The organism is Planotetraspora mira (assembly GCF_016863275.1).
Lineage (GTDB): Bacteria > Actinomycetota > Actinomycetes > Streptosporangiales > Streptosporangiaceae > Planotetraspora > Planotetraspora mira.
On the sequence record NZ_BOOO01000031.1, the window covers coordinates 1 to 24,431 of the forward strand.

Consider the following 24,431-nt stretch of genomic DNA (forward strand, 5'->3'; position numbering starts at 1 on the left):
GTCGGGGCCCGGCGCGACGTCGAACGAGACCGCCCTGATCTCGTCGTGCACCTCTTCGAACCGGCGGCCCATGAACCGCTTGGCCGAATAGATCGTGCCCTTCGGGTTCAGGATCGCCTGGCGGCGGGCCATCTGGCCGACCAGGACCTCACCCTGCTCGGTGAAGGCCACCACCGATGGTGTGGTCCGCGCCCCCTCCGCATTCGGGATGACCGTCGGATGGCCGTCCTCGGTCGTCGCGATCACGGAGTTCGTCGTGCCCAGATCGATGCCTACTGCCTTCGCCATCTCCCTAATCCCCTCACGAATCCCGAGCGTCCCTCCCGGCCCCGGTTCCGCCGGTCTCCGCCGGAATGCGCCGCCGAAGGCTCCCGGCCAGGAGGTCCGTTCCGTATGCGTGACCGCTACTTGAAGGTCTTCGTGGACACCCGGGCGGTGATCAGCCCCCGCCGGGCCTCATCGGCGGAACCGTGTTGCGCGACTCGCGTTCGTTCCGGGTTCTCATGGATCAACCTCCCGATGGTCGGTTGTCCCTCCGGCCGAGAAACCTCGCCACACTGGCGAGAAGCCTCGCCACCGCTCCATCGGCCACCGCGCACAGATGGGCGGCCTGCCCCGAACCCTCTACATATCCAGCCAAAGCGTGCGCATGCCTCTCCCGAAACCCTCAGATCCCCATTTTTGGATCAAACAACTAAGGCGGGCACGTCCCTTGACGGACTCCACCTATGTTCACGAAAGACCCATGGACCTCTGCCCGCGGGCCCGCATGTCCGGCATCAACCGGCACCGTCTCCCCCATACCGCTTCATCGGCCGCCAAGGAAGATGCTCTGCCCCATGCCCGGGATCAGCGTCGAAACCTGATGTGCCCCAAAGCGGCAGGCCTCGCCCCATGCGGGGCTTTCTGCTTTAAGGGCACCACGTGACCCGAAGCCTGAGTCAGAGTGGGTCGTAGTCGCCGAGGTCGGGAGTCCGGGTCCGCTCCCAGTACTCCATGAGGGTGAACGGCCAGTTCTGTGAGACGCGGCCGAGGGCGTTCTTGTACCAACTGTTCACAGCGGACGCACCCCAGGCCCGTTGCCGGTTGGCGGCGTCGATCATCTCGTTGTACGCGTCGTGCACCTCCTCCCGGCAGTCCAGCGCGCGGTGCCCGTCGTACAGGAGCGAGCGGAGGCATTCGAGGATGTAGTGCGCCTCGCATTCGGAGAAGAAGATGATGCTGCCGTTGACGACGATGTTGGTGTTCGGCCCGTACATCAGGAAGAGGTTGGGGAATCCCGGCACGGTCATCCCGAGGTAGGCGCGCGCGTCGCCGTTCCAGCGCTTGTGCAGGTCCACCCCGTCGCGACCGGTCACCGTCATCGGCAGGAGAAAGTCGGAGGCGGAGAATCCCGTGGCGTAGATGATGACGTCGGCCTCGTACTCTCCCTCCGCGGTGGCGATCCCGCGTTCGGTGATGCGGCTGATCGGGTCGGTGACCAGTTCGACGTTGTCCTGCTTCAGCGCCGCGGCCCACACTCCGTTGTCGCGCAGCATCCGCTTGGCACCGGGAGGGTAGTCGGGGATCGCGGCGCGCAGCAGGTCCGGGCGGTCGGCGAACATGTGCTCCAGGTACATGGTCAGCAGGGCGCGTCGTTCGTCGTTGAAGGCGGACACGGAACGTTCGCCGCCCCGCCAGGTGGGATCGACGTCCACGGTCGGCAGTCCGCCCTCCACCGAACTGGAGAACAGCCAGAAGCGGTACCACTGCGTGTAGCCGGGGACGTGCCGGAACAACCAGCGCAGGCCGTTCGAGACGGGGGCGTGGTAGTCGGGTGTCGGTCCCAGCCAGGGGGCGGTGCGCTGGAAGACGACCATGCTGCCGACGGTGCGGGCGATCTCAGGCACGAACTGGAAGGCGCTCGCTCCCGTGCCGATCACCGCGACCCGCTTGCCGTCCAGGTCGATGCCGTGGTCCCAGCGCGCCGAGTGGAAGCTCGGCCCGGTGAAGTCGTCCCTGCCCTCGATGCGCGGGTAGGAGGGGCGGTTGAGCTGGCCGACCGCGGAGATGACCGCCTGGGCGCCGAGGACCTCGGTGTCGCCGCTCGGCGTCCGCACGCGGACCGTCCACGTGCACGTGTCGTCGTCGAACTCGGCCGCCAGGACCTCCGTACCGAACCGGATGTGCTCGCGGATGCCGTTGCGGTCGGCGAACTGCCGGAAGTAGTCCAGCAGGACGTCCTGGCTGGAGAAGTAGTGGGGCCAGTCGTCGTGCGTGAAGAAGGAGTAGTTGTACAGGTGGCTGCTGACGTCGACGCGGCAGCCCGGATAGGTGTTCTCCAGCCAGGTGCCGCCCACGTCGTCGTTCTTCTCGACGATCGTGTACGGGATGCCGGCCTGGTCCAGCCGGTGCCCGGCGAGCAGGCCGGCATCCCGGCGCCCACGATGACGACGTGGAAGGGGCGATCGGGGGCGAGCTCCCCCTTGTGCCATCGGGGGGCCGCCGGGTCGTCCGGCGCGGCGAGCTCGTCCATCAGCAGCGGCAGGTAGCGCTCGGCGTCGGTGCCGGCCAGGAACCCCGCCGTTCGCAGCATCTCGTCGTCGCCCGCCGACGTTCGCCGGGGCGTGAGGCGGCCGTCGCGGATCGCGGTGAGCGTGGTGAACGCGAGGGAGCGCGCCTCGTCCTGCTGCTCCGCCGAGTAGCCGCCCTGCGGCACCAGCCTGTTGATCGTGGCCGGGCGGAGGTGGCCGGGAAGCAGGGCCGGATCACCGGTGGCGACGGCCAGGGCCGCGAGCAGCGGGGGAAGCTCGGCGTCGAGAAGTGCCCGCCGGATGGCGTCGTCTCCGTCGGCGATCGGCTCTGTGGTGGTCGTTCCGGTCACGCCTGCACCTCCGTCAAGTCGTCGAGCCGGGCGCCGAGGGCCTCGCGAACGGCGTCGACGAACGCCTGTCTGGCCCGGTCCGCCGAGCGCGACACCCTGGTCTGATAGAGAAAGCCGTGCACGAGCCCGCCGGCGTCGAGGTGGGTGACGGTGACGCCGGCCTGCGCGAGCCGGTGCGCGTAGTGCGCGCCCTCGCTGCGCAACGGGTCGTACTCCGCGGTGGCCACGATCGCCGGCGGCAGACCGGACAGGTCGTCGGCGAGCAGGGGCGAGGCGTCCGGGGCGGTGCGGGCGGCGGGGTCGGGAAGGTAGCAGTCGACGAACCACCGCATGGTCGACAGGGTGAGCCCGTAGCCCTCACCGCAGGTGGTGTACGAACCCCCCGGCCGTGTGCCGTATTCGAGTGTCGCGTCGACCGTCGGGTAGGCCAGCGCCTGGACCGCGATGTGCGGGCCGCCCGCCTCCCGCGCGCGCAGTGCGGCCGCGGCGGCGAGGTTCCCGCCGGCGCTGTCGCCGATCACGGCGAGGCGGTCGGCGTCTCCGCCGAGCTCGGCCGCGTGTTCGGCGAGCCAGCACACCGCCGTCCAATAGTCGTCGACGGCGGCCGGGTACGGATGCTCAGGCGCGAGGCGGTAGTCCACCGCGACGACCACGGCCGGCAGCGAGCGGCTGAGGTGGCGGCAGACCTCGTCGTGGGTCTCCAGATCGCCGAGCACCCATCCGCCCGCGTGGGCGAACGCGACGACCGGGACGCTCGTGGCTTCGGCTCGCGGCCGGTAGATCCGCACCGGTACGGAGCCGTCGATCGTGTGGTCGCGGACCTCGGCCAGTGGGACGGGTTCGTAGCCCTCGCCGAGCGAGGCGAGAATGGACGCCAGGAAACCGTCGCGGACGACGGCGGGCGGCAGTTGGCTCAACGGGATGGCGGGGGCAGCGGCAGCACGCTCAAGCATCGCGCGTATCTGCAGGTCAAGAGGCATCGGGACCCATCCTCGATAGCTGTTCACGTCTTATGTGAAACGCGGCGTCTCACGCGGAATCCGGTGCGTGGCCGCGGGATCCGAGATCTCGGCCGGACCGTGACGCCGCCGGAGGACCGGGGATGTAGCGGGGGGCGTGTGGCCTGTACTCGCCGCGGTGCTCCGCCTCGTGCAGGGCGTCCAAGAAGGACCCCGGACCGTCGAAGTCGGGCAGTTCAAGGTAGGCGGCGCCGACCCCCGGCGGGTCGTGCGCGTCTGAGCCCACGGTACCGGGCAGGCCGTACGCCCGGGCGGTGCGCACCGCCGCCCGGTTGTGTTCCGGGTCGGCGATCTTGGCGTTGAACACCTCGACCGCGTCGATCAGCCCGGCGTCGCACATGGCGTCGAGGTCGGCGCCCACGCCGGCGCGGAGCGGGTCGTAGGGGTGCGGCGCGCAGACGATGCCGCCCTGCGCGCGGATCAACTCGACCACCTCGCGGGCGGGCAGCACATACGGCACGCGTTCGGTGAGGAACAGGCCGATCAGTTCGCCGGAGCGGGTGCGGATCTCCTCGCCGAGCACCGCCCGCGCGCCGATCGCCCGGGAGAGCCTCTCCGGGGTGCCCGCCAGGTGGTTGTGGTCGGTGATGCACACCACGTCGATCCGGTGGACCGCCACCCGCTCGGCCAACTGGTCGAGTGTGGTGACGGCGTCACCGGATTCGACGGTGTGCACATGGCAGTCGACCCGGACCCGGCCCGGCGGGACGGGCCGGGACGGGTCCGGCGCGGCGATCACGGCGTGCGGTTGCTCAGCACGAGCGTTCCGGCGGCCGTGAACATGCCGCCGTTGCCCTGGGCGACGCTGATCTCCACACCCGGCACCTGCGCCGCGGCCTGCCCGCGCAGTTGCCGCACCGACTCCTGGATCAGGAACATGCCGTACATGCCGGTGTGGGTGTAGGACAGCCCTCCGCCGTTGGTGTTCAGCGGCAGCCTTCCGCCGGGCTCGGTGTTGCCCTCGGCGATGAACGCCCCGGCCTCGCCGCGGCCGACGAAACCCATGTCCTCCAATCCGTAGATCGGCACATGCGCGAACGCGTCGTAGATCATCAGATGGTCGACGTCGCCGTGCGTGATGCCGGCCTCCGCGAACGCCTCGGCGCTGGATCGCCGGAACGCCGCGGACGTGGTGAAGTCCTCCATCTGGGAGATCAGCGGCGACTCGAAGGTCTCCCCCGTTCCCAGGATGTGCACCGGGGGCTGCGGCAGGTCCCCCGCCCGGTCGGCCGAGGTGATGACCAGTGCGCCGCCGCCATCGGTGACCAGGCAGCATTCCAGCAGGTGCAGCGGGTAGGAGATCATCCGTGAGTTGAGCACGTCCTCGACGGTGATCGGCTCGCGGTAGCGGGCCCGCGGATTGCGGGCCGCCCACTTGCGCTGCGCCACCGGAACGTAGGCCAACTGCTCGGCGGTCAGCCCGAACTTCTTCATGTACCGCAGCAACGGGATCGTGAACATGGTCGGCGGCCCCAGGACCCCGTACGGCGCCTCGAACTGGGCGTTGGGGCTCGACGCCGGCAGGGCTCCGCGCGCGGAACCGACCTGGGACCTGCCCGACTCCCCATGGGTGACCAGAACCGTGGTCGCGTGGCCGGCTCGGATCGCCGCGACCGCATGCCGGACGTGCAGCAGGAACGAGGTGCCGCCCACTCCGGTTCCGTCGATCCATCGCGGCTTGATGCCCAGCGTGTGCGCCACCTGGATCGGGCCGGGGGCGGACACACTGGCGATGCCGTCGATGTCGGACATGCGCAGGCCGGCATCGGACACCGCGTTGCGGGCGCCCTCCACGTGCAACCGCAGTGTGGAGTGCCCGGGCAGCACGCCGACCTCGTCGGTTTCGGCCGCGCCGACGATCACCACGTCGCCCCGTGCCATCAGATCGCCTCCCTTCCCGCCGGCCTGAACTGGGGAATGGTCACATCACCGCGCTTTTCGAAGGTGACCTCCACGTCCATGTCCAGCACCAGGTTGTCCGGGGTGTTCTCGATGCCGACGATGTTCGCCATCATGCGCGGGCCCTCGGACAGCTGCACCACCGCGATCGCGTACGGAGCGTCCTGTTCGAAGCCGGGAGCCGGTCGGTGGTTGATCGTGTAGGAGTACAGCGTGCCGCGGCCGCTGGTGGTGATCCATTCCAGCGCGTCGGAGGCGCAGAACGGGCAGCACGGTCGCGGGTAGAAGAACGGCTTGCCGCAGTCGAGGCAGCGCTGGATCTTCAGCTCTCCCTCGGCGGCGGCGTCGAAGTAGGGTTGCGTCTCCGGTGTCGGCACGGGTGCTGGCTTTGCTCTGGCGGACACGGAACTCCTTCGTGGACGATTTCAGCGAGTGGGACGGGCGATCCCGAGTTCGGCCAGTAGTTGCTGGGAGTAGGCGATACGGCCGGTCAGCTCGCTCGCCGGGGCCCGGCACAGGGCCAGTGCGGCGGCGGCCATCACCTCCGGCGGCTCCGCGTTCGGGTCGTCCTCAGTGGTCAGGTGGTGGAACAGCGTGCCCGGGGTGGGCACCACCTTGGTCGGGGCGAGGGAGTTGACCGCGATCCCGTCGGCGTAGAGCTCGGCGGCGAGTCCGGTGCTGAACCGCTCCATGGCCGCCTTGCACATGCCGTAGACGGTGCCTCCCCGCCCCGCGTACGGGCCCGGCGGCATCTCCGGGTGCCGGGCGGCGACGGAGGAGATGTTCAGGATCCAGCCGCTCCCGCGCGCCCGCATGCCGGGGACGAACAGTTGCGCCAGGTGCATGGGCGCGGTCACCTGCACCTCGAACATGAGCGCCCGGCGTCGCTCGGTGAAGTCGGCCACCGGGGTGAAGTAGGTGACCGCGGCGTTGTTGACCAGGATGTCCACGTCGCCGTAGTGCTCGCGCACCTGCTCGGCCAGCCGTTCACGGTCCTCCGGCACGGACAGGTCGGCCGCGAAGGCCTCCGCCGTCCCACCCGCGGCTCGGATGCCGCCCACCGTGTCCTCCAGCGTGCCGGGCAGCCGGCTCGTGCCCGCCGCCATCGTCCGCGCGCTGACCGCCACGCGGGCGCCCGCGGCCGCGAACCGCGCCGCGATGGCGGCGCCGATGCCTCTGCTGGCCCCGGTCACGAGTGCGACCCGGCCGTCGAGTTCGCCCATCTCCGCCCTCAGCTCTCTCAGCCCTCAGCGGCCGAGCAGCGGGCCGAAGGCTTGCTCGATCTGGGTGGACAGGGTGTCGAGATCCCATGGGCCGGTGCCGGCGATCCGGCTGATCGGCTGCGGGTTGTCGTACAGCGCCAACTGGTACCCGGCCGAGTGCAGGATTCGTCCGTTGATCCACCCGGACTCGGAGCCGGCCAGGTACGCCACGACCGGCGCGACATTGTCCGGCGAGTGTTCGTCGGTGGCGGATGCGGGGGAACGGCGCTTGTCGTCCGGGATCGAAGCGGTCATCCGCGTCGCCGCGCCGGGTGAGATGGCGTTGGTCGTGACGCCGTACCTGGCCAGCGAATTGGCGCAGGAGTAGGTCAGCCCGACGATGCCCATCTTGGCGGCCGCGTAGTTGGGCTGTCCTGGCGCCCCGTGCAGCCCGGAGACCGAGGTGAAGTTGATGATCCGGTTCTGCGCGTCGGCGTCGCGCAGCGAGCGCCAGTGCGCCGCGGCGAACTTGGTGGTGTTGAACGTGCCCTTGAGATGCACCCGGATCACGTCGTCCCACTCGCGCTCGGCCATGTTGAACACCATCCGGTCTCGGAGGATGCCGGCCACGTTCACGAGCACGTCCAGCCGGCCGAACTCGCCGATCGCGGTGCCGATCAGCTGCTCGGCCGCAGCGTGGTCGGAGACGTCGGAGAAGTCGGCGATCGCCTTGCCGCCGGCCTGGGTGATCTCATCGACCACTCCCGCCGCCGGCCCGCTGTTCGTTCCTGATCCGTCGAGTTGCACGCCGAGATCGTTCACCACGACCTGGGCGCCCTCCCGCGCCAGCAGCCGCGCCACAGAGGCACCGATACCCCTGCCTGCTCCCGTGACGATCGCGACCCGTCCGTCCAGCCGGCCCATGGCCACCCGCCTCTCTGCGGTGGATGATTTTAGAATGAAGTTCTGGAATTAGCTTCTAGGCCGACGGGCGGCACTGTCAAGAGGGGACTGATCGTCCGGCCGGAAATCCGGCGCATCCCTGCCGGTCTTGACAGCGGAAGCCGTACGAATCCAATAATAGAATATTATTCTAGGATTTTCCGGCTGGGCGGATCGGCATCCAGGAGGGCACATGTCACTGAACCACGACGTGATCGGCGTCGAGTCCGAGCCCGTCGAGAGGAGCTGGACCGGCAAGGACACGCTGCTCTACGCGGTGGGCGTCGGCGCCGGGCTGGACGATCCGACCAGGGAACTGGCCTTCACGACGGAGAACTCCGCGGACGTCCGGCAACAGGTGCTGCCCACGTTCGCGGTGCTGGCCGCGCAGGGCGCCCGCGGGCGGGATCTGGGGGACTTCGACCGGGCGATGCTCGTGCACGCCGAGCAGGAGTTCCGGCTGCACCGGCCGCTGCCGCCGGCCGGCACGGTCCGGATCACCTCGAAGGTCACCGGCATCTACGACAAGGGTTCGGGAGCCCTGGTGGTCAGTGAGGCGCTCGCGGTGGATCCGGACTCGGCGGAGCCGATGATCACCTCGCGCAGTTCGGTGTTCATCCGGGGCGAGGGCGGCTTCGGCGGGTCACGCGGGCCGGGCTCGCAATGGAAGGTGCCCGACGTGCCGCCGGACCACGAGGTCACCTACCGGACCCGCCCGGAACAGGCGCTGATCTACCGCCTGTCCGGGGACCGCAACCCGCTGCACTCCGACCCGGCGTTCGCCGCGCGCGCCGGGTTCGACCGCCCGATCCTGCACGGCCTGTGCACCTACGGGGTGACCGGGCGCGCCCTGCTGCACACCCTCGCCGGCTCCGACCCGGCGCGCTTCGCCGGAATGTCGGGCCGGTTCAGCGCACCGGTGTTCCCCGGGGAGTCCCTGACCGTGTCGATGTGGGTGGACGGCGACACCGCGATGTTCCGCACCGCCAAGCAGGACGGCACGGTCGTGATCGACCGGGGCACCGCGACCATCGCCCCGGGGTGACCGCGGACGGCCGGAGTTCAGCGGGCGGAGTAGGCGCCGTCCACGAGGTGGTAGCTGCCCGCCACGAAGGAGGCGCGCGGCGAGAGCAGGAACGCCACCAACTCGGCGACCTCCTCCGCGCGGCCGATCCGGCCGGCGGGATGCAGCCCGGCCAGCGCCTGCTTCTGGTCGGGGTCCACTCCCGCGAGTAGCGGCGTGTCGACGAAACCGGGCCCGACCGCGTTGATCCGCACGCCCAGCGGCGCGTACTCCAGCGCGGCGGTCTTCGTCAGCCCGAGCACGCCGTGCTTGGCCGCGACATAGGCCGCGGATCCGGGCAGGCCGTTGGCGCTCAGGACGGAGGCCATGTTCACGATCGCACCACCGCCGCAGGCGAGGATCGCCGGCAGTTCGTAGTGCAGGGAGTAGAAGACGCCGTCGAGGTTGGTGGCGATCACCCGGCGCCAGTCCGCGAGGTCGTAGTTGCCCGTGTGCCCGCCGATGTTCCCGGCCACTCCCGCGTTGTTGACGGCCAGGTGCAGCCCGCCCAGGTCCTCCATGGTGACGTCGACCGCAGCCCGGACGGACTCGGGTTCGGTCACGTCCACGGGCACCGCGAGCGCTCGCGCACCGGCGGCGATCAGCTCCTGGGCCGCCTGCTTGGCGCCCGCCTCGTTGTGGTCGGCGATGGCGACGGCCGCGCCTCCGGCCGCCAGACGTCGCGCGACGGCCAGGCCGATTCCGGACGCGCCGCCGGTGACGAGGACGACCCGCCGGCTGAACTCCACCGCGTAGTCGTCGGTTTGAAAGCCCATCACGAGAAATTGCACCAGCCTTCTTGGTGATCTTTCTGCTGCCCCCGGCAGAGCCGGAACCCGCCCATTCTGACGAATCTCACATGAAACAAATTCTAGAGGAAAATTCTAAAATACCGCCGATCATCCGGCGCGTCAGCCCGGGGTGGAGGCCAACGTCTCGGGCTGGGACCGGAGGTCCTCGCCGCCGGCCTTCCGGCGGCCGCCGAACGAGGCGAGCACGGCGAGCAGGGAGACCGCCGTCAGCACCCCCAGCGTGAGCCGATAACCGGTGACCAGGTGGCCGACATCCGCGGGAGAGACCCGAGACAGGGTGCCGGCGAAGACCTCTGGCCGCAGGGAGGCGGGCAACGGACCCGTGACCAGGGACAGGGCCAGCGCGGTGCTCACCACGACTCCGGCGTTCTGCACCATGAGCCGCATGGCGTTGACGATGCCCACCCGGTGCGCGGGCAGTTCGTCCAGCAGGGCGGTGGCGGTGGCGGGCAGGAACATCCCGGCGCCCACACCGACCAGCACCATGCCGGCACAGATCGGCACGTACCCGACGTCGGCGGAGATGCACGAGAGCAGCACCACCAGTCCCACGGTGCCGGTGACATTGCCGAGCAGGCCGACGGTCCGAGCGTCGAGCCGGGCGTGCAGTGGCCCCGCGCACACCGAGGCGATCATCATGGCGACGGACAGCGGCAGCACCTTCAGCCCGGCCGACACCGGGTCTTCACCGTGCACCGCCTGATAGAAGAGCGCGATCAGCAGGACCACCGCCATCCTCGCCACCGTGCTGAGGAACGAGGCCAGCAGGTTGAGGCCGAACACCCGGTCGGCGAACAGTCCGACGTCGACCACCGGATGCCGGCTGCGCCGCTCGACCCGGACGAACACGGGAACGAGACCGGCGAACACCACCACCCCACCGAGGACGACCGGGTCCGTCCAGCCGCGGTCACCGGCCTGGGACAGCCCGAACAGCAGTCCGCCCAGCGACACCAGCACCAGGAGGTTGCCCGGCAGGTCGATGCCCCGGTCTCTGGCCGATCCCTCGGTGCGGCGCAGCGTGACCCAGCCCCAGGCGAGACAGATCAGCCCGACCGGCACGTTGTACCAGAAGACCCACTGCCAGCCGAACCGATGCGTGAGGAAGCCGCCCAAGGTGGGGCCGACGAGCTGGGCGACGGAGAAGGAGGCGATGTAGACCCCCATGCCCCGGCCGAGGTGCCGTCGCGGAAAGGCGTCGGTGAGCAGCGCGGCGCTGTTCGTCAGCAACATCGCGCCCCCGGCCGCCTGCACCACCCGCAGGCCCACGACGTACCACTCGTCCGGGGAGAAGCCCAGCAGCAGACTGGCGCCGGTGTAGGTGGCGAGCCCCCACAGATACATGGAGCGGCGGCCGAACATGTCGGCCAGGCGCCCGAACACCACCATCGACACCGTGGTGACCAGCATGAACGACAACAACATCCAGCTCGCGGCCGCGGCACTGGCGTGGAAGTGCCTGACCACCTCCGGCAGCGCCACGTTCAGCGAACTGCTGCCCAGGGCGATCAGGATGCTCGCCAAGCTCACGACCGACAACACCCGCCACGCATAACCCAGTCGCGCCTGCTCGGTCGGCTCGGTCATCGGCGTTCCTCCCGGTCGCGCTGGATGCCCGTCTCGCACACCGCATCGCGAACTCGTTGTAGAGCGAGATACTAGAATCTCATTCGATAATAGAGCGATCTCCGCGACATGCCAGTGCCGAGGTCGACTCGGGAGTAGACCGGCCGGCAGCGCACGCGCAGGCCCGGCGAACGTTCTCGAAGGGTGTCGTGGCCGCCATGCGGCTCACGCGACGGGGGCTCCGCCGGGTCAGGTCGCAGGCTCAGCCGTACGACCGAGGGGGTCGAGGCGGCGGATCAGCACGATCGCGGCGTCCGCGATCCGGTTGGCCTCCCGCTTGCTCGCCGACGTGGCGATCTCCCGGCCGGCCTCACCGATGAGCCCGGTCAGCACCATGACGGTCATCCGGTCGACCGAACTGGTGCCGGCGCCGAGGAGCACCGCGTTCTGCCGGACCCACTCCCGGCCGCTGGTGCGACGGATCAGCTCGAAGCCGGGCGGGGCGTCCCCGTCCATGAACAGCCGGGTCAGGTCGCGGCGCTGCCACGACCCTTCCAGGAACGCGTGGGCGCCCGCGATGAACAGGTTGAGCGGGTCGTCCTCGCCGCCCGCGCGCGCCTCGGCGACCGCGGCCGCAGCGGCCTGCTCCAGAGTGGTCCGATGGTCCTCCCACAACGCGAGGAACAACTCGGCCTTTCCTCCGAAGTGGTGGTAGAGGCTGCCGGTGCTCGAGCCGGCACGACTGACCACATCGGAGATGCTCGCGTCGGTGAAACCCTGCTCGCAGAAGACCTCACGGGCGGCGTTGAGGAGCACCCGCCGGGTCTCCGCGGTACGGCTCCATCGCCAGGCGCCACCGCCGTTCGCCTTGCGTGCCATCACCGCCCCCGATTCACTGTTCCGTTGAATGAGCACAACGCTGAATTCCCGCGGCTTCTCGCTCCCGGGTCACAATCCGAGGGTATTGCCAGAGCCGCGTTCCAAAAAATTGGCACCCATCAAAGCGGCAGGACAATGGGTATGAAGCGAACCTTCGATGGTCGGCTTTCCCGCTCACCGCCGAAGAACGCCAGACCTCATGCGGCCGCCGGCGAACGGACACTCCGGAAACCAGGCCGCTGGAAACGCCTGATCGGGCGCGCTCCCGGGGAGCGCGCCCGATCGCGTTCGCGTCAATCCACGTTCAGCACGGCCGGAGCGTGCACGGCGGCGGGAACGGAAGCGCGCCGCCAGGGACCGTTGAACAGGAAGATCGTGGGGATGTACAGCACGAGACAGCCGAGTGAGATCATCAGCCAGGTCTGCCAGCTCGTGCTCTCCACCACCGGCGGAATGATCAGCAGGCCGACGACGGCGACGGCCTTGGTGATGAAGCCGAACAGACCCCAGGCGGTGCCCTGCAGCCTGGGATCGACGTCCTCGGCGTCCTCGGAGTAGTTGGCCATCCAAGGGGCGTACGCGACGGCGAGGGCCCCGCCGAGCAGCGCGCCCACGATCATCAGCAGACCGAGCGAGACGTCCTTCTGACCCAGCAGATAGACGAAGTAGGCGGTGATGACCACGCCCACGACCGTGCCGCCCAGCGCGAACGGCTTGCGGAGCCCTGTCCGGTCCGAGATGCGGCCGATGACGACCAGCACGGCCAGGTCGAGGATCCAGAAGGCCGTCATGACCGTGGACGCCTGCGCGGTGGTGATGCCCAGCGCTCCGACGAGCATGGTCTGGCCGAACAGCGACAACGTGATGTAGAGGACCAGCCAGAGGGAGATGCCGATCACGTGCGCCCAGATGTTGCGCTGGGCGAACAGCGCCCGGACCCTGGCGGGCTGAGCCAGGTCGACCACGTGGGCGGCGTCGCTCTCGGTGTGCTGGATGCGGGCGCGCAACTCAGGCGACAGGTCGGCGATGTTGAAGGCGATGACGAGGGAGATGACCAGGGAGATGCAGCCCATGATGACGAACTGCGATCGCCAGGAGTCGTTGAAGATCGGCAGCGTCCAGCCGGCGAGGGCGGCGGCGAGGAAGTTCGCCCCGACCGGTCCCCATGTCCAGAAGCCGAACGCCTGCGCGCGGCCGAGGCGCGGGGAGAAGTCGCGCACCAGCGGCGCGGTGCTCGCCATCGCCACGCCGTCGATGACGGACAGGACGATCCGGGCGATCAGCAGGTCGCGCGGGCTGTTGACGAGTGTCATCGCGAAGCAGCACACCGCCGTCAGAAGCATGAGCGGGACCAGCAGCCGTACGCGGCCGAGCCGGTCGGTGAGCCTGCCGCCCACCGCGGAGGCGATGGCGCCGGCGACGACCGCGACTCCTGACACCGCACCATAGGTCGCCAAGGACATGTGCAGGTCCTTGAGCAGCAGTGGCACCACGGGCGCGATCTGTGCTTCGTAGGAGCCGATGAGGATGGCCAGGACGGCCATGGTGAGGATCTTCATGCGGCGGGCGCCGGTCGGATACTCGCCGAGCTCACGGACATAGGACAGTCTCATGACTAGGCCTTTCTGGTCGAGCTGGGGCCCTCGTGACCAGTTCTAGAGGGAGACTCTAGAATTTATTTCTACGGATCGTCCGCTCTCTCACTGTCCGAGTCAAGGGGCTGTGAGAGAGTCGTGCCCGTCCTCGCCGGGGGACGCGCTTCGGGGATGCGCATCGCGGGGGAGCCTGCCGTCGAGCCTCCCGGCGGCCGGCGGTCCGGCATCCATACCGGCATGTACGGCAGGCGTGTTTCCACGGCGAAGACCGCCGTGGAGACCGCCGTGATGACCGGTGTCGCACGGCGGTCATCACGGCGACGCTCACTCGGGCGGGATCAACGCATGGCGAACGGCCCCACCCAGCTCACCGCACCGGCGACCGGCACGCGCTCACCCACCCCGGGCACACCGCACCCGGCGACGGGGCCCGTGCTCACCCGCGCCAGGTGATGAGCGCGTCCAGGGCCTCCACGCGCGAGCCCGCCACCAGCAGCGGGTTCATCTCCAGCGATTCGAGCCGCTCCCCCAGGCTCTGGGCGAGGTCCGCCACGCGCACCACCACATCGGCGACGGCGTCCAGGTCGGCGGGCTCGGTGCCGCGGGCACCCTGGAGCAGCCGCGCCCCGCGCAGCTCCGTCAGCGCCCGCCGTACCTCGTCGGCGCCCACCGGGAGAACGCGCAGCGCGGTGTCCCGCAACACCTCGACCCACACCCCGCCGAGCCCCACCGCCAGGGTGAGCCCCCACCCGGGGTCGCGGACGACCCCGACCAGCATCTCGACCCCGCCGGAGCGCTGCGGCTGGACCAGCGCGCCCACCCGCACGGGCGGGCCCGTGCTCGCGGCCGTCGCCGCGGCGACGACCTCGCGGTAGGCGCGGCGCACCTGATCCGGAGTGGTGAGACCGAGGCGTACCCCGCCGATGTCGCTCTTGTGCCCCAGTCCCTCGGCGGAGGCCTTGAGGACCACCGGATACCCGATGCGGTCGGCGGCCGCCACGGCCGAGTCCTCGTCGTGGACCGGTTCGGAGGGCACCATCGGAATTCCGGCGTCGGCCAGCAAGGTCGCCGCGCGGTGCTCGGCCCAGACACCGGTCGCCCCTTCCACGTGGCGGGCGACATCGCCGACGACATGACGGGCGGCAGGGGGTGGTCCGGCCGCCTCGCCCGCCAGCGCGGCACGGTGATACTCCGACCAGCGGACGGCGGCGCCGATGGCGTGCAGGCCGTGTTCGATGCCGCCGGCGACGTGCGGGAAGCCGGTCTCCTCCTGTACGGCACGGCCGAACTCGGTGACGTCGGTCAGGACGTTCGACACCACGATGACGGGGACGGGCGCCTCAGTGATCCGCTTGGCGTTGGCGGCGTACAGCGCCAGCGTGGCGGCCGGGTCCCGCGGGGCGGTGCGGGGCGGCTCCGACAGCAGCATGATCGCGTCGATGCCCGGGTCGGCCGACACGGCCTCCAGGGCGCGGCCGAGCAGGGTCCTGTCGATGAGGATGTAGCCGGTGACGTCCAGCGGGTTCTGCACGGTCGCGAAGGCGGGCACGATCTGTTCGAGCTTGGCGACGGTGTCCGGCGCGAACGACGGCAGCTCCAGCCCCTCGTCCTCCGCCCGGTCCGCGATGATCTCCGACGCTCCGCCCGACGGGGTGACCACGCCGATCCGCCGCCCCGGCAGCGGCCCGGTCTCCGCCAGCAGGCCCGCGGTGATGATGAGGTCCTCAAGCGACCGCACCCGCAGGACGCCGAGCTGCCGGAACGCGGCGTCGATCACCCGGTCGTCGCCGACCAGCGCGCCCGTGTGGGCCTGGGCGGTGTGCGAAGCGATCGTGCTGCGCCCGATCTTCAGCGCGACCACCGGCTTGCCCGCGAGCAGCGCCCGCCGGGCGACCCGCGCGAACTCGGCCGGGTTGCGCACCGATTCCAGGAACAGCGCGATCGACGTGGTGGCCGGGTCGTCGACCAGGTAGTCCATCACGTCGGTGACGGTCAGCGTCGTCTCGTTGCCCATCGAGGTGAGCAGGCTGATGCCGATGTTGCGCGCCTGGGCGAAGGCGAGCACCGAACTGGCCAGCGCGCCGCTCTGCAGCACCACGCCCACGGAGCCGCGCAGCAGTGGCGGCGGGATGGGCAGGCCGTACGGGGTGATGCCGGCCGCGGCGTTGATGAAGCCGTTGCCGTTGGGGCCCAGCACGGTCAGGCCGTTCTCCCGGATGAAATCGGCGATCTCCGCCTCCATCGCGGCGCCCTCGGGGCCGACTTCCCCGAAACCCGCGGTGAGGATGACGTAGCTGCGGATGCCCAGCTTGGCGCCCTCTTCCAGCACCGGCAGCACTGCCGTCGTCGGCACCATCACGTAGGCCAGGTCGACCGGCTCGGGGATGGCCGACAGGCTGGTGTGGGCGCGCTCGCCGTGGACGACGCCGCCGCGCGGATTCACCAGGTGGACCGGACCGGCGAAGCCGTGCATGTGCAGGTTCGCCAGTGTGCTGATCGACCAGCCCGACTTGTCGGTGGCCCCGACCAGCGCGACCGACCGGGGATTGAACAGGTCTGCGACAGGCATGTCACTCCCCGATCGTGCCCAGGCGGGCATGACCCTTGAGCAGGTTGCGGGCGATGGTGCGGCGCTGGATCTCGTCGGTGCCCTCGAAGATGCGCAGCAATCGCAACTCGCGATACCAGCGTTCGATGGGCAGTTCCTTGGTGTACCCCATGCCGCCGTGGATCTGCAGCACCCGGTCGACGACCTGGTTGGCCATGTCCGCGCCGTTCAGCTTGGCGATCGAGGAGGCGTGCCGGGCGTCCATGCGCTGTTGCACGCGCCATGCGGCGTACAGCGTGAGCCACTTGGCGGCCTCGATCTCCACCTGGGAGTCGGCGATCATCCACTGGATGGCCTGGTACTCGGCGATCGGGTGGCCCATGGAATGGCGGATCTTGGCGTAGTCGACGGCCATCTGCAGCATGCGTTCGGCCGCGCCGATGGCCCGGGCCGGGATCATGTAACGGCCCTGGCCGATCCACTGCATGGCCAGTTCGAAGCCCTTGCCCAACTCGCCGAGGATGTTCTCCTCGGGCACCCGTACGTCCTCGAACACCAGCGAGGCCGGGCCCCACTGGCCCATCGTCGGGATCGGCTCGGACTTCCAGCCCATGTCGCGGTCGGCCAGGAAGCAGGTGACGCCGCCGTCGGCGCCCTTGTCCGGATCGGTGACGGCGAACACCATCACGAAGTCGGCCTCGTTCCCCCCGGTGATGAACGTCTTCTCACCGTTGATGACCCATTCGGAGCCGTCCTTGACCGCCCGGGTGCGGATGCTGCGGGCGTCGGAGCCCGCGCCCGGCTCGGTGATCGCGAAGCAGGAGCGGCGCTCACCCTCGATGGTGGGGATCAGGTAGCGACGCTTCTGGTCGTCGTTGCCCGCGTACAGGATGTTGTCCGCGGTGCCGCCGAAGGTGAACGGCACGAATGTGCGGCCCGTCTCCATCGCGATGATCGCCGACATCAGTGGGCCGAGGGCGGCTCCGCCGTACTCCTCGGGGGTGTTGATCCCCCAGAAACCCATCGACTTGGCCTTCTGCCGCAGATCCCGTACGACCTGGGGCTCGAGCCCGGGGCGGCCGGCGCGTTCGTTGCGCAGTACGTCGGGTTCGAGCGGCATGACCTCCCTCTCGATGAAGCTGCGGATGGTGTCGCGGATCTGCCGTTCCTCGGTGCTCAGGGAGAAGTCCATGGTCCGACCCATTTCTAGAATCAGCGTCTAGGAATTGATTCCAGAATGAGTTCCGGCCTCGTGGCGTGTCAACCGTGCCGTAGAATTTGATTCTAGAAATTGCGGACCCCTGGGGGACCCCGCTGACGCAGGGAGCTTCGATGACCCGCAAGTCCACCGCCAAGGGCGGCTCCTGGGAGTGGAGTCGCACCGCCCAGACCCGCCGTAGCATGCTCGACGCCGCCCGCGAGGTCTTCTCCGAGCACGGCTTCGCCGACGCCGTCGTCGCCGACGTGGTCGAACGCGCCGGGTCGAGCGTGGGCAGCCTCTACCACCACTTCGGCGGCAAGACCGAGTTGTTCCTCGCCCTCTGGGACGACCATCAGAGCTCCCACGAGCAGGCCGCCGTGTCCAGCGTGGCCGAGGCGCGGCAGGCGGGCGTGACGGGCCCGGTGGAACAGTTCATCGCCGGCGCCCGCGCCTACCTGCAGGGTTCATGGGAACGGCGCGACCTCACGCGGCTGTTCATGGACGGGGACGCCCCGCCCGGCTTCGAACTCATGCGCCGTACCCGCGGCCGTGAATGGGTCCGGCAGAACGCCGTCCTCCTCGGCGCCGACGACACCGCCCTCGACCGCCTCACCGCCGCGGTCCTCACCGTCGTCATCGGCGAGGCCGGTCGCGAGGTGGCCGTCTGCGAGACCCGGTCCGAGGCCGACGAGGTGATCGAAGCCGCCATCACCCTGATTCGCCGCTTCGCCCCGCAACTGGATCCGACCACCTGACCGTCGCATCCGGTCACCTCCGCATCAAACCGAGCACAATTCTAGTATTTCGATCTAGAATTTCTCGAGATGCCGGAGAGACGGGGAGCGCAATCATGTCGGTCGAACGATGACCAGCACCACGGACGAGTCAGCCGAAGTAGGTGACGACAGGGAGCGCCTCCGCCGCGCCTGGCGCACCCTGTCGGTGGTCAGCCTCGCCAGCGTGCTCACCGCGCTCGGCGGCAGCGCGCTCAACGTCGCACTCCCCCAGGTCGTACGGCAGACGCACGCGAGTGCCGACGCCGCGGCCTGGATCCTGATCGCCTTCCAGCTCACCACGACCGTGCTCATGGTGGCGTTCGGCCGGCTCGCCGACATGTTCGGCCGCCGGACGATGTACCTCGCCGGCCTGGCCACCTACACCCTGGCCAGCCTTCTGGCCGGTCTCGCGCCGAACGCCTGGCTCATTGTGGCGCTGCGAGTCCTGCAGGCCGCGGGCACCGCCATGCTGCTCACCAACAGCGCCGCCCTGGTGACGGACGCCTTCCCCCGGTCCAGGCTGGGCGAGGGCATGGGCGTCTACACCGCGTCGTTCTCCATCGCCCAACTCGTCGGCCCAACTGTCGGCGGTCTGTTCACCGAGCATCTCGGCTGGCGGTGGGTGTTCTGGTACAACGTGCCGATCGGCCTGCTCTGCCTGGTGTGGGGAGCGCTGGTGTTGCCCCGGGGACGATCCACCGGCGGCGGCCGCGGCCTCGACCTGCCCGGCAACGTGCTCGTCCTGGCCGGTCTCGGCGGGCTGCTGCTAGCGCTGTCGGAGGTGACCCGGCTCGGCTGGGGCCATCCGCTGGTCTCCGGTGGCCTGGCCGTCTTCGTGCTGGCGCTCCCGCTGTTCGTCCTCCGCGAGGGCCGGGCGCGCCATCCGGTGGTCGACATGCGCATGTTCCGCGATCCGCCCTTCGCCCTCGGCACGGCGGCGTCGTTCCTCAACTCGGTGGCCCGCATCGGCGTGGTGTTCCTGGTGTCGCTGTTCTTCCAGTCCGTGCACGGCGAGGATCCGGTGCCGGCGGCGCTGAAGGTGCTGCCGCTGTCGATCGCGGCGATGGCGGCTTCGGTGACGTCGGGGTTCCTGCAGCGACGGCTGAGCCCGCGGACCGTGACGGTCATGGGCGCCTCGCTGACCACCGCCGGTCTGGCCGGACTGCTCTGCACGATCTCCGTGACCGTCCCCTACGCCTCGATGGCGGCGTTCCTGGTGCTCATCGGCCTCGGCTCGGGCCTCTTCCTTCCGTCCAACACCACAGCCCTGCTCGACGGAATCCCCTCCAACCGGCTGGGCATCGTCAACGCCATGCGGCTGATGCTGCAGAACACCGGCGGGGTGGTGGGCACCGCCATGGTCCTGTCCGTCATCACCGTCCCGCTGCCCGCCGTCCTGCACGACTCCGTCTTCGCCGGAACCCTGTCGCAGGTCGCACCCGGCGCCGTCACCGATCTGCTCACCGGCTACCGGTGGACGCTGGGCTGCATGACGGCCGTCGCCGCGCTGAACTTGCTCACGTGCCTGGGCAGAAGGCGCGCCACCCGGACGGCGCCGCCGGGCGACGAGAGCCCCTCCTACCTGCCCGTCACCGGATCTCGGACGGGTAATTGATCTCGATCGCGCGTTCGGGGCAGTTGGACACCGCCAGTCGCGCCGCGCGCTCCTTGTCCGGCGGCACCAGGCCGTCGCCGATGACCTGCCCGTAGCCCTCGTCGTCCTCACTGAACAGTTCAGGGGCGAGGTCGTAGCAGCGGCCGTGCCCCTGGCACCGCTCGGGATCGATGCGTATCTTCATCGCGGTCGCTCCTCTGTGTGTTGCCGGAGGTGGGGCGAGGGCGCCCACGGCGCGGGCGAGCGACGCCCCACTCATCGTCGTCGACGGCGTGCGGGTCCGGCGTGATCGACCCGCCGCCCGTCGAAAGCAGCAGGCAGAAGCGGGCCGGCGCGTCAGGCGCCAGGGCCCGATCCGGCTCGCCGCCGTCTTGGGCTGACCGTACCAACTCGGCCGGCCACTCGGCGCGCCCGCCGGCGTGGTCGCGGCGGCGGTGACGCCGGCGACACGACCCATGGGTGACTGGAAAGACCGTTCATTTCGTCCGCAGGGACGGCAGGGACGCCTGTCGGGCGTCACTCAGAAGACGATCAGCGAGCGGATCACCTCGCCCGACGCCATGGCCGTGAACGCGTCGCCCACGTCGTCGAGCGTGATGCGCCTGCTGATCAGCCCGTCCAGATCGAGTCGCCCGGCCCGCCACAGCCGCAGCAGGCGGCCGAAATCGGTGCGCACGTCGCCGGAGCCGTACAGGCAGCCGAGCAGGCGCCGCTCCGTCGCGAAGAGTTCGGCGGCGCTGAAGGACACCTGGTCCTCCAGGCTGCCCGCGCCCACCACGACGGTCGTCCCGCCGCGCCGGGTCGCCTGCCAGGCCTGCTTGATGGTCGCCGAGCGGCCGACGACCTCGAAGGCGTAGTCGAACCCGCGTCCCTCGGTCAGCTCCTTCACCGCGTCGGCCAGTCCGTCCGGGGTGGTCGTGTGGGTGGCGCCGAACCGCCGGGCGATCTCCAGCTTCCCGGGTAAGCGGTCCACGGCCAGCACCGGGGCGGCGGCGGCCAGCTTGGCGCCCTGGATCACGTTGATCCCGACGCCGCCGCAGCCGATCACCAGGACCGACGACCCGGGACGCACTCCGGCCGTGTTGACCACCGCGCCGACGCCGGTCAGCACCCCACAGCCGACCACCGCGGCCACGTCGAACGGCACGTCGTCCGGGATCGGGATCGCGGCCCGCGCGTCGACCACCGTCTCCTCGGCGAAGCAGCCCACGCCGAGCGCGGCGTGGGCCTGCTCGTCACCGAGGCTCAGCGTGGGCGGCCCCGCGGCGGATCGGGCGGTGACGCACAGGTTCGGCTGACCGCCCAGGCAGAAGTAGCAGTTTCCGCAGGGCGGGATCCACGAGAGGATCACGTGCGTGCCGACCGGCGGACCGGCCACTCCCGGGCCGAGCTCGACCACCTCCCCCGCGCCCTCGTGGCCGGGCACCAAGGGCCGCGGCGCGGGCAGCGTGCCGTCGCACATCGACAGGTCGGAGTGGCACACCCCGGCGGCGCGCAGCCGCACCCGGACCTCTCCGGGACCCGGCCGTCGCAACGTCAGCCGGTCGCTGACCTCGACGGGTTTTCCGACTTCGCGCAGGATGACGCCTCGCATGGGCCTTCCCCGGTTCAGAGCTGTACGGACGTGGTGGTGAGGAACTCCTCCAGACCGAAGCGGCCGTACTCGCGGCCGTACCCGGACTGCTTGAAGCCGCCGAAGGGGGCCCGGCCGTTGTGCGCGCCGTCGTTGATCCGGATCTGCCCGGCCCTGAGCCGCCTGGCGACCCGGCGGGCACGTTCCGGGTCCGCGGCGCGGACGCCGGCCGCCAGCCCGTACGGGGTGCCGTTGGCGATGCGGACCGCCTCGTCCTCGCCGGAGTAGGGCAGGATGACCAGGACCGGCCCGAAGATCTCCTCCCGGGCGATCCGCGACTCGGGGGCGACGCCGGTCAGCACGGTCGGCCGCACGTAGAAGCCGCGCTCCAGCCCTTCGGGCGCGTCGGGGCCTCCGGTGAGAGTCGTCGCTCCGTCCTCGGCCGCTGCGCGCAGGTGCCCGCGTACGCGTTCCCGCTGCACGGCCGAGACCAGCGGACCGAGCCGGGTGCCGGGGTCGCGGGGGTCCCCGGGCGAGTAGGTCCACGCCTCCTCGGCCGCGATCCGCTCGGCGGCCGGCAGGCGGTCGCGCGGGACCAGCAGCCTGGTCAGCGCCGAGCAGGTCTGGCCGGAGTTCAGGAAGCACGCCCCCACGCCCTTGCGCACGGCGTCCTCGAAGGCGGCGTCGTCCAGGTCGTCGAGGAGCACGTTCGGCGACTTGCCGCCCAGTTCGAGCGCGGTGCGCTTGACGCCCGCCGCGGCAAGCTCGGCGACCCGCCGCCCGGCGCGGGTGGAGCCGGTGAACGAGATCATGTCGACCAGCGGGTGTGCGGCCAGCGCCTCCCCCGCCTCGGGTCCTGTGCCGGAGACCAGGTTGAAGACACCGGGCGGGAATCCGGCCTCGTGCATCACGTCGGCGAGCACGAACGCGTTGAGCGGCGTGACCTCGCTCGGCTTGAGCACCACCGTGCAGCCCGCCGTCAGGGCCGGAGCGACCTTGGCCGCGATCTGGTGCAGCGGATAGTTCCAGGGAGTGATGGCGCCGACGACGCCGATCGGGTCGCGGTACACCACCGAGCCGCCGAGCCGCTCCTCGAAGTCGATCCCGGCCGCCACCTCCGGCATCGAGGCGAAGGTCGCGATGGGCGCCCCCACCTGGATGAGCCGGGTCAGCGGCAGCGGCATGCCCAGCTCGTTCACGATGGTGTCCGCGAGTTCCTCGGCCCGCTCCTTCAGCGCGCCGGCCACGGCCGCGCACAGCGCGGCCCGCTCGGCGGCAGGACGGGCGGCCCAGGCGGGCAGCGCGGCGGCCGCGGCCTCCACGGCCCGCGCCACGTCCTTGACGCCGCCGCGCGGCACCTCGGCGACGACCTCCTCGGTGGCGGGATTCACGACGGGGATCGCCTCGCCGCCGCTCGCCGCCACCCACTCACCGTCGACATAGATCCGGTACGGCATGCCCCATCCTCAACTATAAGAAGGTAATTCTAGATTTGGATTCTAGAAGCATTAGAGCACGCCGCCGAAAGGGTGTGAAGCCGGGACTCATGTCAGCGTCACGGACCTCAGGAACTCCTGGGTCCGCCTGCGGTCCTCGCCCGGCATGAACTCCGCGGCGACGAAGTCGGTGACGCCCGCCCCGGCCAGCTCCTCCAGCTTCTCCCGGACCACGTCCTCATCTCCGACGATCGCCAGGTCGGCCGGGCCGTCCGCTCCTTCACGGTCCATCATCGCCCGATAGGAGGGCAGCCTCCCGTACACCTCGAACACCTTGGCGGCCCGCTCCCTGGCGCCATCGGCATCGCGGGTGACGGCGACGGGCAGCAGGCACACCACGCGGGGTTCCGGCCTGCCCGCCGCCGCGGCGGCGGCCGTGATGGTCGGGATCACATGCTCGCGGACGGTCGCGGGGCCGGTCATCCACAACACCGTCCCCTCCGCCCGCCGTCCCGCCAGCGCCAGCATCTTCGGGCCCAGCGCGGCCAGCAGAAGCGGCAAGGGCCCCTCGTCGGGCACGGACAGGTCGATGTGCGCGCGCACGGTCTCTCCGTCGAACGCCGCGGGCCGGTGGTTCAGCAGCGGAAGCAGGACCGACAGGTACTCGTCCATGTGCCGCAGGGGGCGGGCGAAGTCGTATCCGTACCTGTCCTCGATGACGACCTTGTGGGACAGGCCGATCCCGAGCGTCAGCCGTCCAGGCCCGATGGCGTACGCGGCGGTCCGGGCCTGCTGGGCGAGCGCCGCCGGATGTCTGGGAAACGTCGGCACCACGGCCGTCCCCAGTTCGATCCCGAGCACCCGGCTCCCCACCAGGGCAAGCGCGGTCAACGTGTCCAGCCCGGCCGTGCCGGACAGCCACGCTGAGGTGAGACCGTCGTCGGCGGCCCGCCGTACATCGTCGGTCAGCTTGACGAGCGCGTCAGGCCCGCCCCGTTCCCTGAGAGCAACCCCGATCCGCACGAATGCCTCCCTTGCAGCCGGCAGCGTGGCGCTCGGAGGCCGCGGCACGGCCACACCTCAATTACCAGAAGGAAATTCTAGAGTGTGATTCCATGATTAGATCACAAGCGCAAGGGGCTGTGAAGACCCGCGTCTCCCATCGGGCCGCCACTTGTCCGCGGCATCCGGGACGGGGTGGTCACCGGTGTCCGGGTGCACTTCAGGACAGGTATGACCACTCGCGAGCCGACGGGGCCGGACCGGCTCGGAGGCGATGAACTCCCGCCCGTTTCGCCACTCTTACGGCCCCGGGGCTTCCCCTGGCTTCGTCTCCGGCCCCGGCGTCGCGTCTTGACATATCAAATGAACGGTTTTTTGATACCGCCATGGGACGCATGGCCGGTGCCGCTCCCGCCGAAAACCCACGAGCGGCCGCCGCG

22 protein-coding genes are annotated in these 24,431 nt (G+C 70.1%); 4 read left to right on the plus strand and 18 right to left on the minus strand.

Annotated elements, in window-relative coordinates:
• The 8 genes from Pmi06nite_RS25880 to Pmi06nite_RS25915 all read right to left on the minus strand — a co-directional run.
• The coding region (locus tag Pmi06nite_RS25880) for an Hsp70 family protein (protein WP_203955725.1) at window positions 1–288 on the minus strand (288 nt) is incomplete at its 3' end.
• A gap of 653 nt (window positions 289–941) precedes the next feature.
• Window positions 942–2,474: a flavin-containing monooxygenase gene (locus Pmi06nite_RS25885; protein WP_203955726.1), complete on the minus strand. Its 1,533-nt coding sequence runs from the start codon at window positions 2,472–2,474 to the stop codon at window positions 942–944.
• 385 nt (window positions 2,475–2,859) lie between these two features.
• Complete coding sequence (locus Pmi06nite_RS25890) at window positions 2,860–3,843, minus strand: alpha/beta hydrolase (protein WP_203955727.1); 984 nt, start codon at window positions 3,841–3,843, stop codon at window positions 2,860–2,862.
• Window positions 3,844–3,892: 49 nt separating this feature from the next.
• On the minus strand, window positions 3,893–4,621 hold the full coding sequence (locus tag Pmi06nite_RS25895) for a PHP domain-containing protein (RefSeq protein ID WP_203955728.1): 729 nt from the start codon (window positions 4,619–4,621) through the stop codon (window positions 3,893–3,895).
• Window positions 4,618–5,763, minus strand: a complete 1,146-nt coding sequence (locus Pmi06nite_RS25900) for a thiolase C-terminal domain-containing protein (RefSeq protein ID WP_203955729.1) — start codon at window positions 5,761–5,763, stop codon at window positions 4,618–4,620. Before Pmi06nite_RS25900 ends, Pmi06nite_RS25895 begins: the two co-directional genes overlap by 4 nt.
• Window positions 5,763–6,185 carry a Zn-ribbon domain-containing OB-fold protein gene (locus Pmi06nite_RS25905; RefSeq protein WP_203955730.1) on the minus strand — a complete coding sequence of 141 codons (423 nt, stop codon included), beginning with the start codon at window positions 6,183–6,185 and terminating at the stop codon, window positions 5,763–5,765. Before Pmi06nite_RS25905 ends, Pmi06nite_RS25900 begins: the two co-directional genes overlap by 1 nt.
• A gap of 21 nt (window positions 6,186–6,206) precedes the next feature.
• Window positions 6,207–7,004, minus strand: a complete 798-nt coding sequence (locus Pmi06nite_RS25910; RefSeq protein ID WP_203955731.1) for an SDR family NAD(P)-dependent oxidoreductase — start codon at window positions 7,002–7,004, stop codon at window positions 6,207–6,209.
• A gap of 24 nt (window positions 7,005–7,028) precedes the next feature.
• Complete coding sequence (locus Pmi06nite_RS25915) at window positions 7,029–7,907, minus strand: SDR family NAD(P)-dependent oxidoreductase (RefSeq protein ID WP_203955732.1); 879 nt, start codon at window positions 7,905–7,907, stop codon at window positions 7,029–7,031.
• Between the two features lie 211 nt (window positions 7,908–8,118).
• On the opposite strand from Pmi06nite_RS25915, the gene Pmi06nite_RS25920 reads away from it, so the two are divergent.
• A complete protein-coding gene (locus Pmi06nite_RS25920; RefSeq protein ID WP_203955733.1) occupies window positions 8,119–8,970 on the plus strand; it encodes a MaoC/PaaZ C-terminal domain-containing protein in 852 nt (283 codons plus the stop codon).
• 17 nt (window positions 8,971–8,987) lie between these two features.
• On the opposite strand, the gene Pmi06nite_RS25925 is transcribed toward Pmi06nite_RS25920, so the two are convergent.
• The 4 genes from Pmi06nite_RS25925 to Pmi06nite_RS25940 form a co-directional block, all read right to left on the minus strand.
• Window positions 8,988–9,764 carry an SDR family NAD(P)-dependent oxidoreductase gene (locus Pmi06nite_RS25925; RefSeq protein WP_203955734.1) on the minus strand — a complete coding sequence of 259 codons (777 nt, stop codon included), beginning with the start codon at window positions 9,762–9,764 and terminating at the stop codon, window positions 8,988–8,990.
• 135 nt (window positions 9,765–9,899) lie between these two features.
• The gene (locus Pmi06nite_RS25930; RefSeq protein WP_203955735.1) at window positions 9,900–11,387 is read right to left on the minus strand and encodes an MFS transporter; all 1,488 of its coding nucleotides are present in this window, start codon (window positions 11,385–11,387) and stop codon (window positions 9,900–9,902) included.
• Between the two features lie 228 nt (window positions 11,388–11,615).
• Complete coding sequence (locus Pmi06nite_RS25935) at window positions 11,616–12,245, minus strand: TetR/AcrR family transcriptional regulator (RefSeq protein ID WP_203955736.1); 630 nt, start codon at window positions 12,243–12,245, stop codon at window positions 11,616–11,618.
• A gap of 293 nt (window positions 12,246–12,538) precedes the next feature.
• Entirely contained in the window at window positions 12,539–13,858 is a 1,320-nt protein-coding gene (locus tag Pmi06nite_RS25940; RefSeq protein ID WP_203955737.1) for an MFS transporter, read from the minus strand.
• 120 nt (window positions 13,859–13,978) lie between these two features.
• Here Pmi06nite_RS25940 and Pmi06nite_RS25945 point away from each other — a divergent pair, with 120 nt between their 5' ends.
• Window positions 13,979–14,293, plus strand: a complete 315-nt coding sequence (locus tag Pmi06nite_RS25945) for a hypothetical protein (protein ID WP_203955738.1) — start codon at window positions 13,979–13,981, stop codon at window positions 14,291–14,293.
• Here the strand turns inward: Pmi06nite_RS25945 and Pmi06nite_RS25950 are convergent.
• A complete protein-coding gene (locus Pmi06nite_RS25950) occupies window positions 14,277–16,409 on the minus strand; it encodes an acetate--CoA ligase family protein (RefSeq protein WP_203955739.1) in 2,133 nt (710 codons plus the stop codon). The genes Pmi06nite_RS25945 and Pmi06nite_RS25950 overlap by 17 nt on opposite strands.
• A gap of 1 nt (window position 16,410) precedes the next feature.
• A complete protein-coding gene (locus Pmi06nite_RS25955; RefSeq protein ID WP_203955740.1) occupies window positions 16,411–17,580 on the minus strand; it encodes an acyl-CoA dehydrogenase family protein in 1,170 nt (389 codons plus the stop codon).
• 140 nt (window positions 17,581–17,720) lie between these two features.
• Here Pmi06nite_RS25955 and Pmi06nite_RS25960 point away from each other — a divergent pair, with 140 nt between their 5' ends.
• Window positions 17,721–18,344: a TetR/AcrR family transcriptional regulator gene (locus Pmi06nite_RS25960; RefSeq protein WP_203955741.1), complete on the plus strand. Its 624-nt coding sequence runs from the start codon at window positions 17,721–17,723 to the stop codon at window positions 18,342–18,344.
• Window positions 18,345–18,453: 109 nt separating this feature from the next.
• Window positions 18,454–19,980 carry an MFS transporter gene (locus Pmi06nite_RS25965; protein WP_203955742.1) on the plus strand — a complete coding sequence of 509 codons (1,527 nt, stop codon included), beginning with the start codon at window positions 18,454–18,456 and terminating at the stop codon, window positions 19,978–19,980.
• Here Pmi06nite_RS25965 and Pmi06nite_RS25970 read toward each other — a convergent pair.
• From Pmi06nite_RS25970 to Pmi06nite_RS25985, 4 genes are all read right to left on the minus strand, one after another.
• A complete protein-coding gene (locus Pmi06nite_RS25970; RefSeq protein ID WP_203955743.1) occupies window positions 19,955–20,164 on the minus strand; it encodes a ferredoxin in 210 nt (69 codons plus the stop codon). The two genes, Pmi06nite_RS25965 and Pmi06nite_RS25970, sit on opposite strands and share 26 nt — an antisense overlap.
• A gap of 336 nt (window positions 20,165–20,500) precedes the next feature.
• Window positions 20,501–21,574 (minus strand): Zn-dependent alcohol dehydrogenase, encoded by a 1,074-nt coding sequence (locus Pmi06nite_RS25975; RefSeq protein WP_203955744.1) that lies wholly within the window; start codon window positions 21,572–21,574, stop codon window positions 20,501–20,503.
• A gap of 14 nt (window positions 21,575–21,588) precedes the next feature.
• The gene (locus Pmi06nite_RS25980) at window positions 21,589–23,010 is read right to left on the minus strand and encodes an aldehyde dehydrogenase family protein (RefSeq protein ID WP_203955745.1); all 1,422 of its coding nucleotides are present in this window, start codon (window positions 23,008–23,010) and stop codon (window positions 21,589–21,591) included.
• Window positions 23,011–23,097: 87 nt separating this feature from the next.
• Window positions 23,098–24,012 (minus strand): TIGR03564 family F420-dependent LLM class oxidoreductase, encoded by a 915-nt coding sequence (locus Pmi06nite_RS25985; RefSeq protein ID WP_203955746.1) that lies wholly within the window; start codon window positions 24,010–24,012, stop codon window positions 23,098–23,100.
• Window positions 24,013–24,431: the final 419 nt, after the last annotated feature.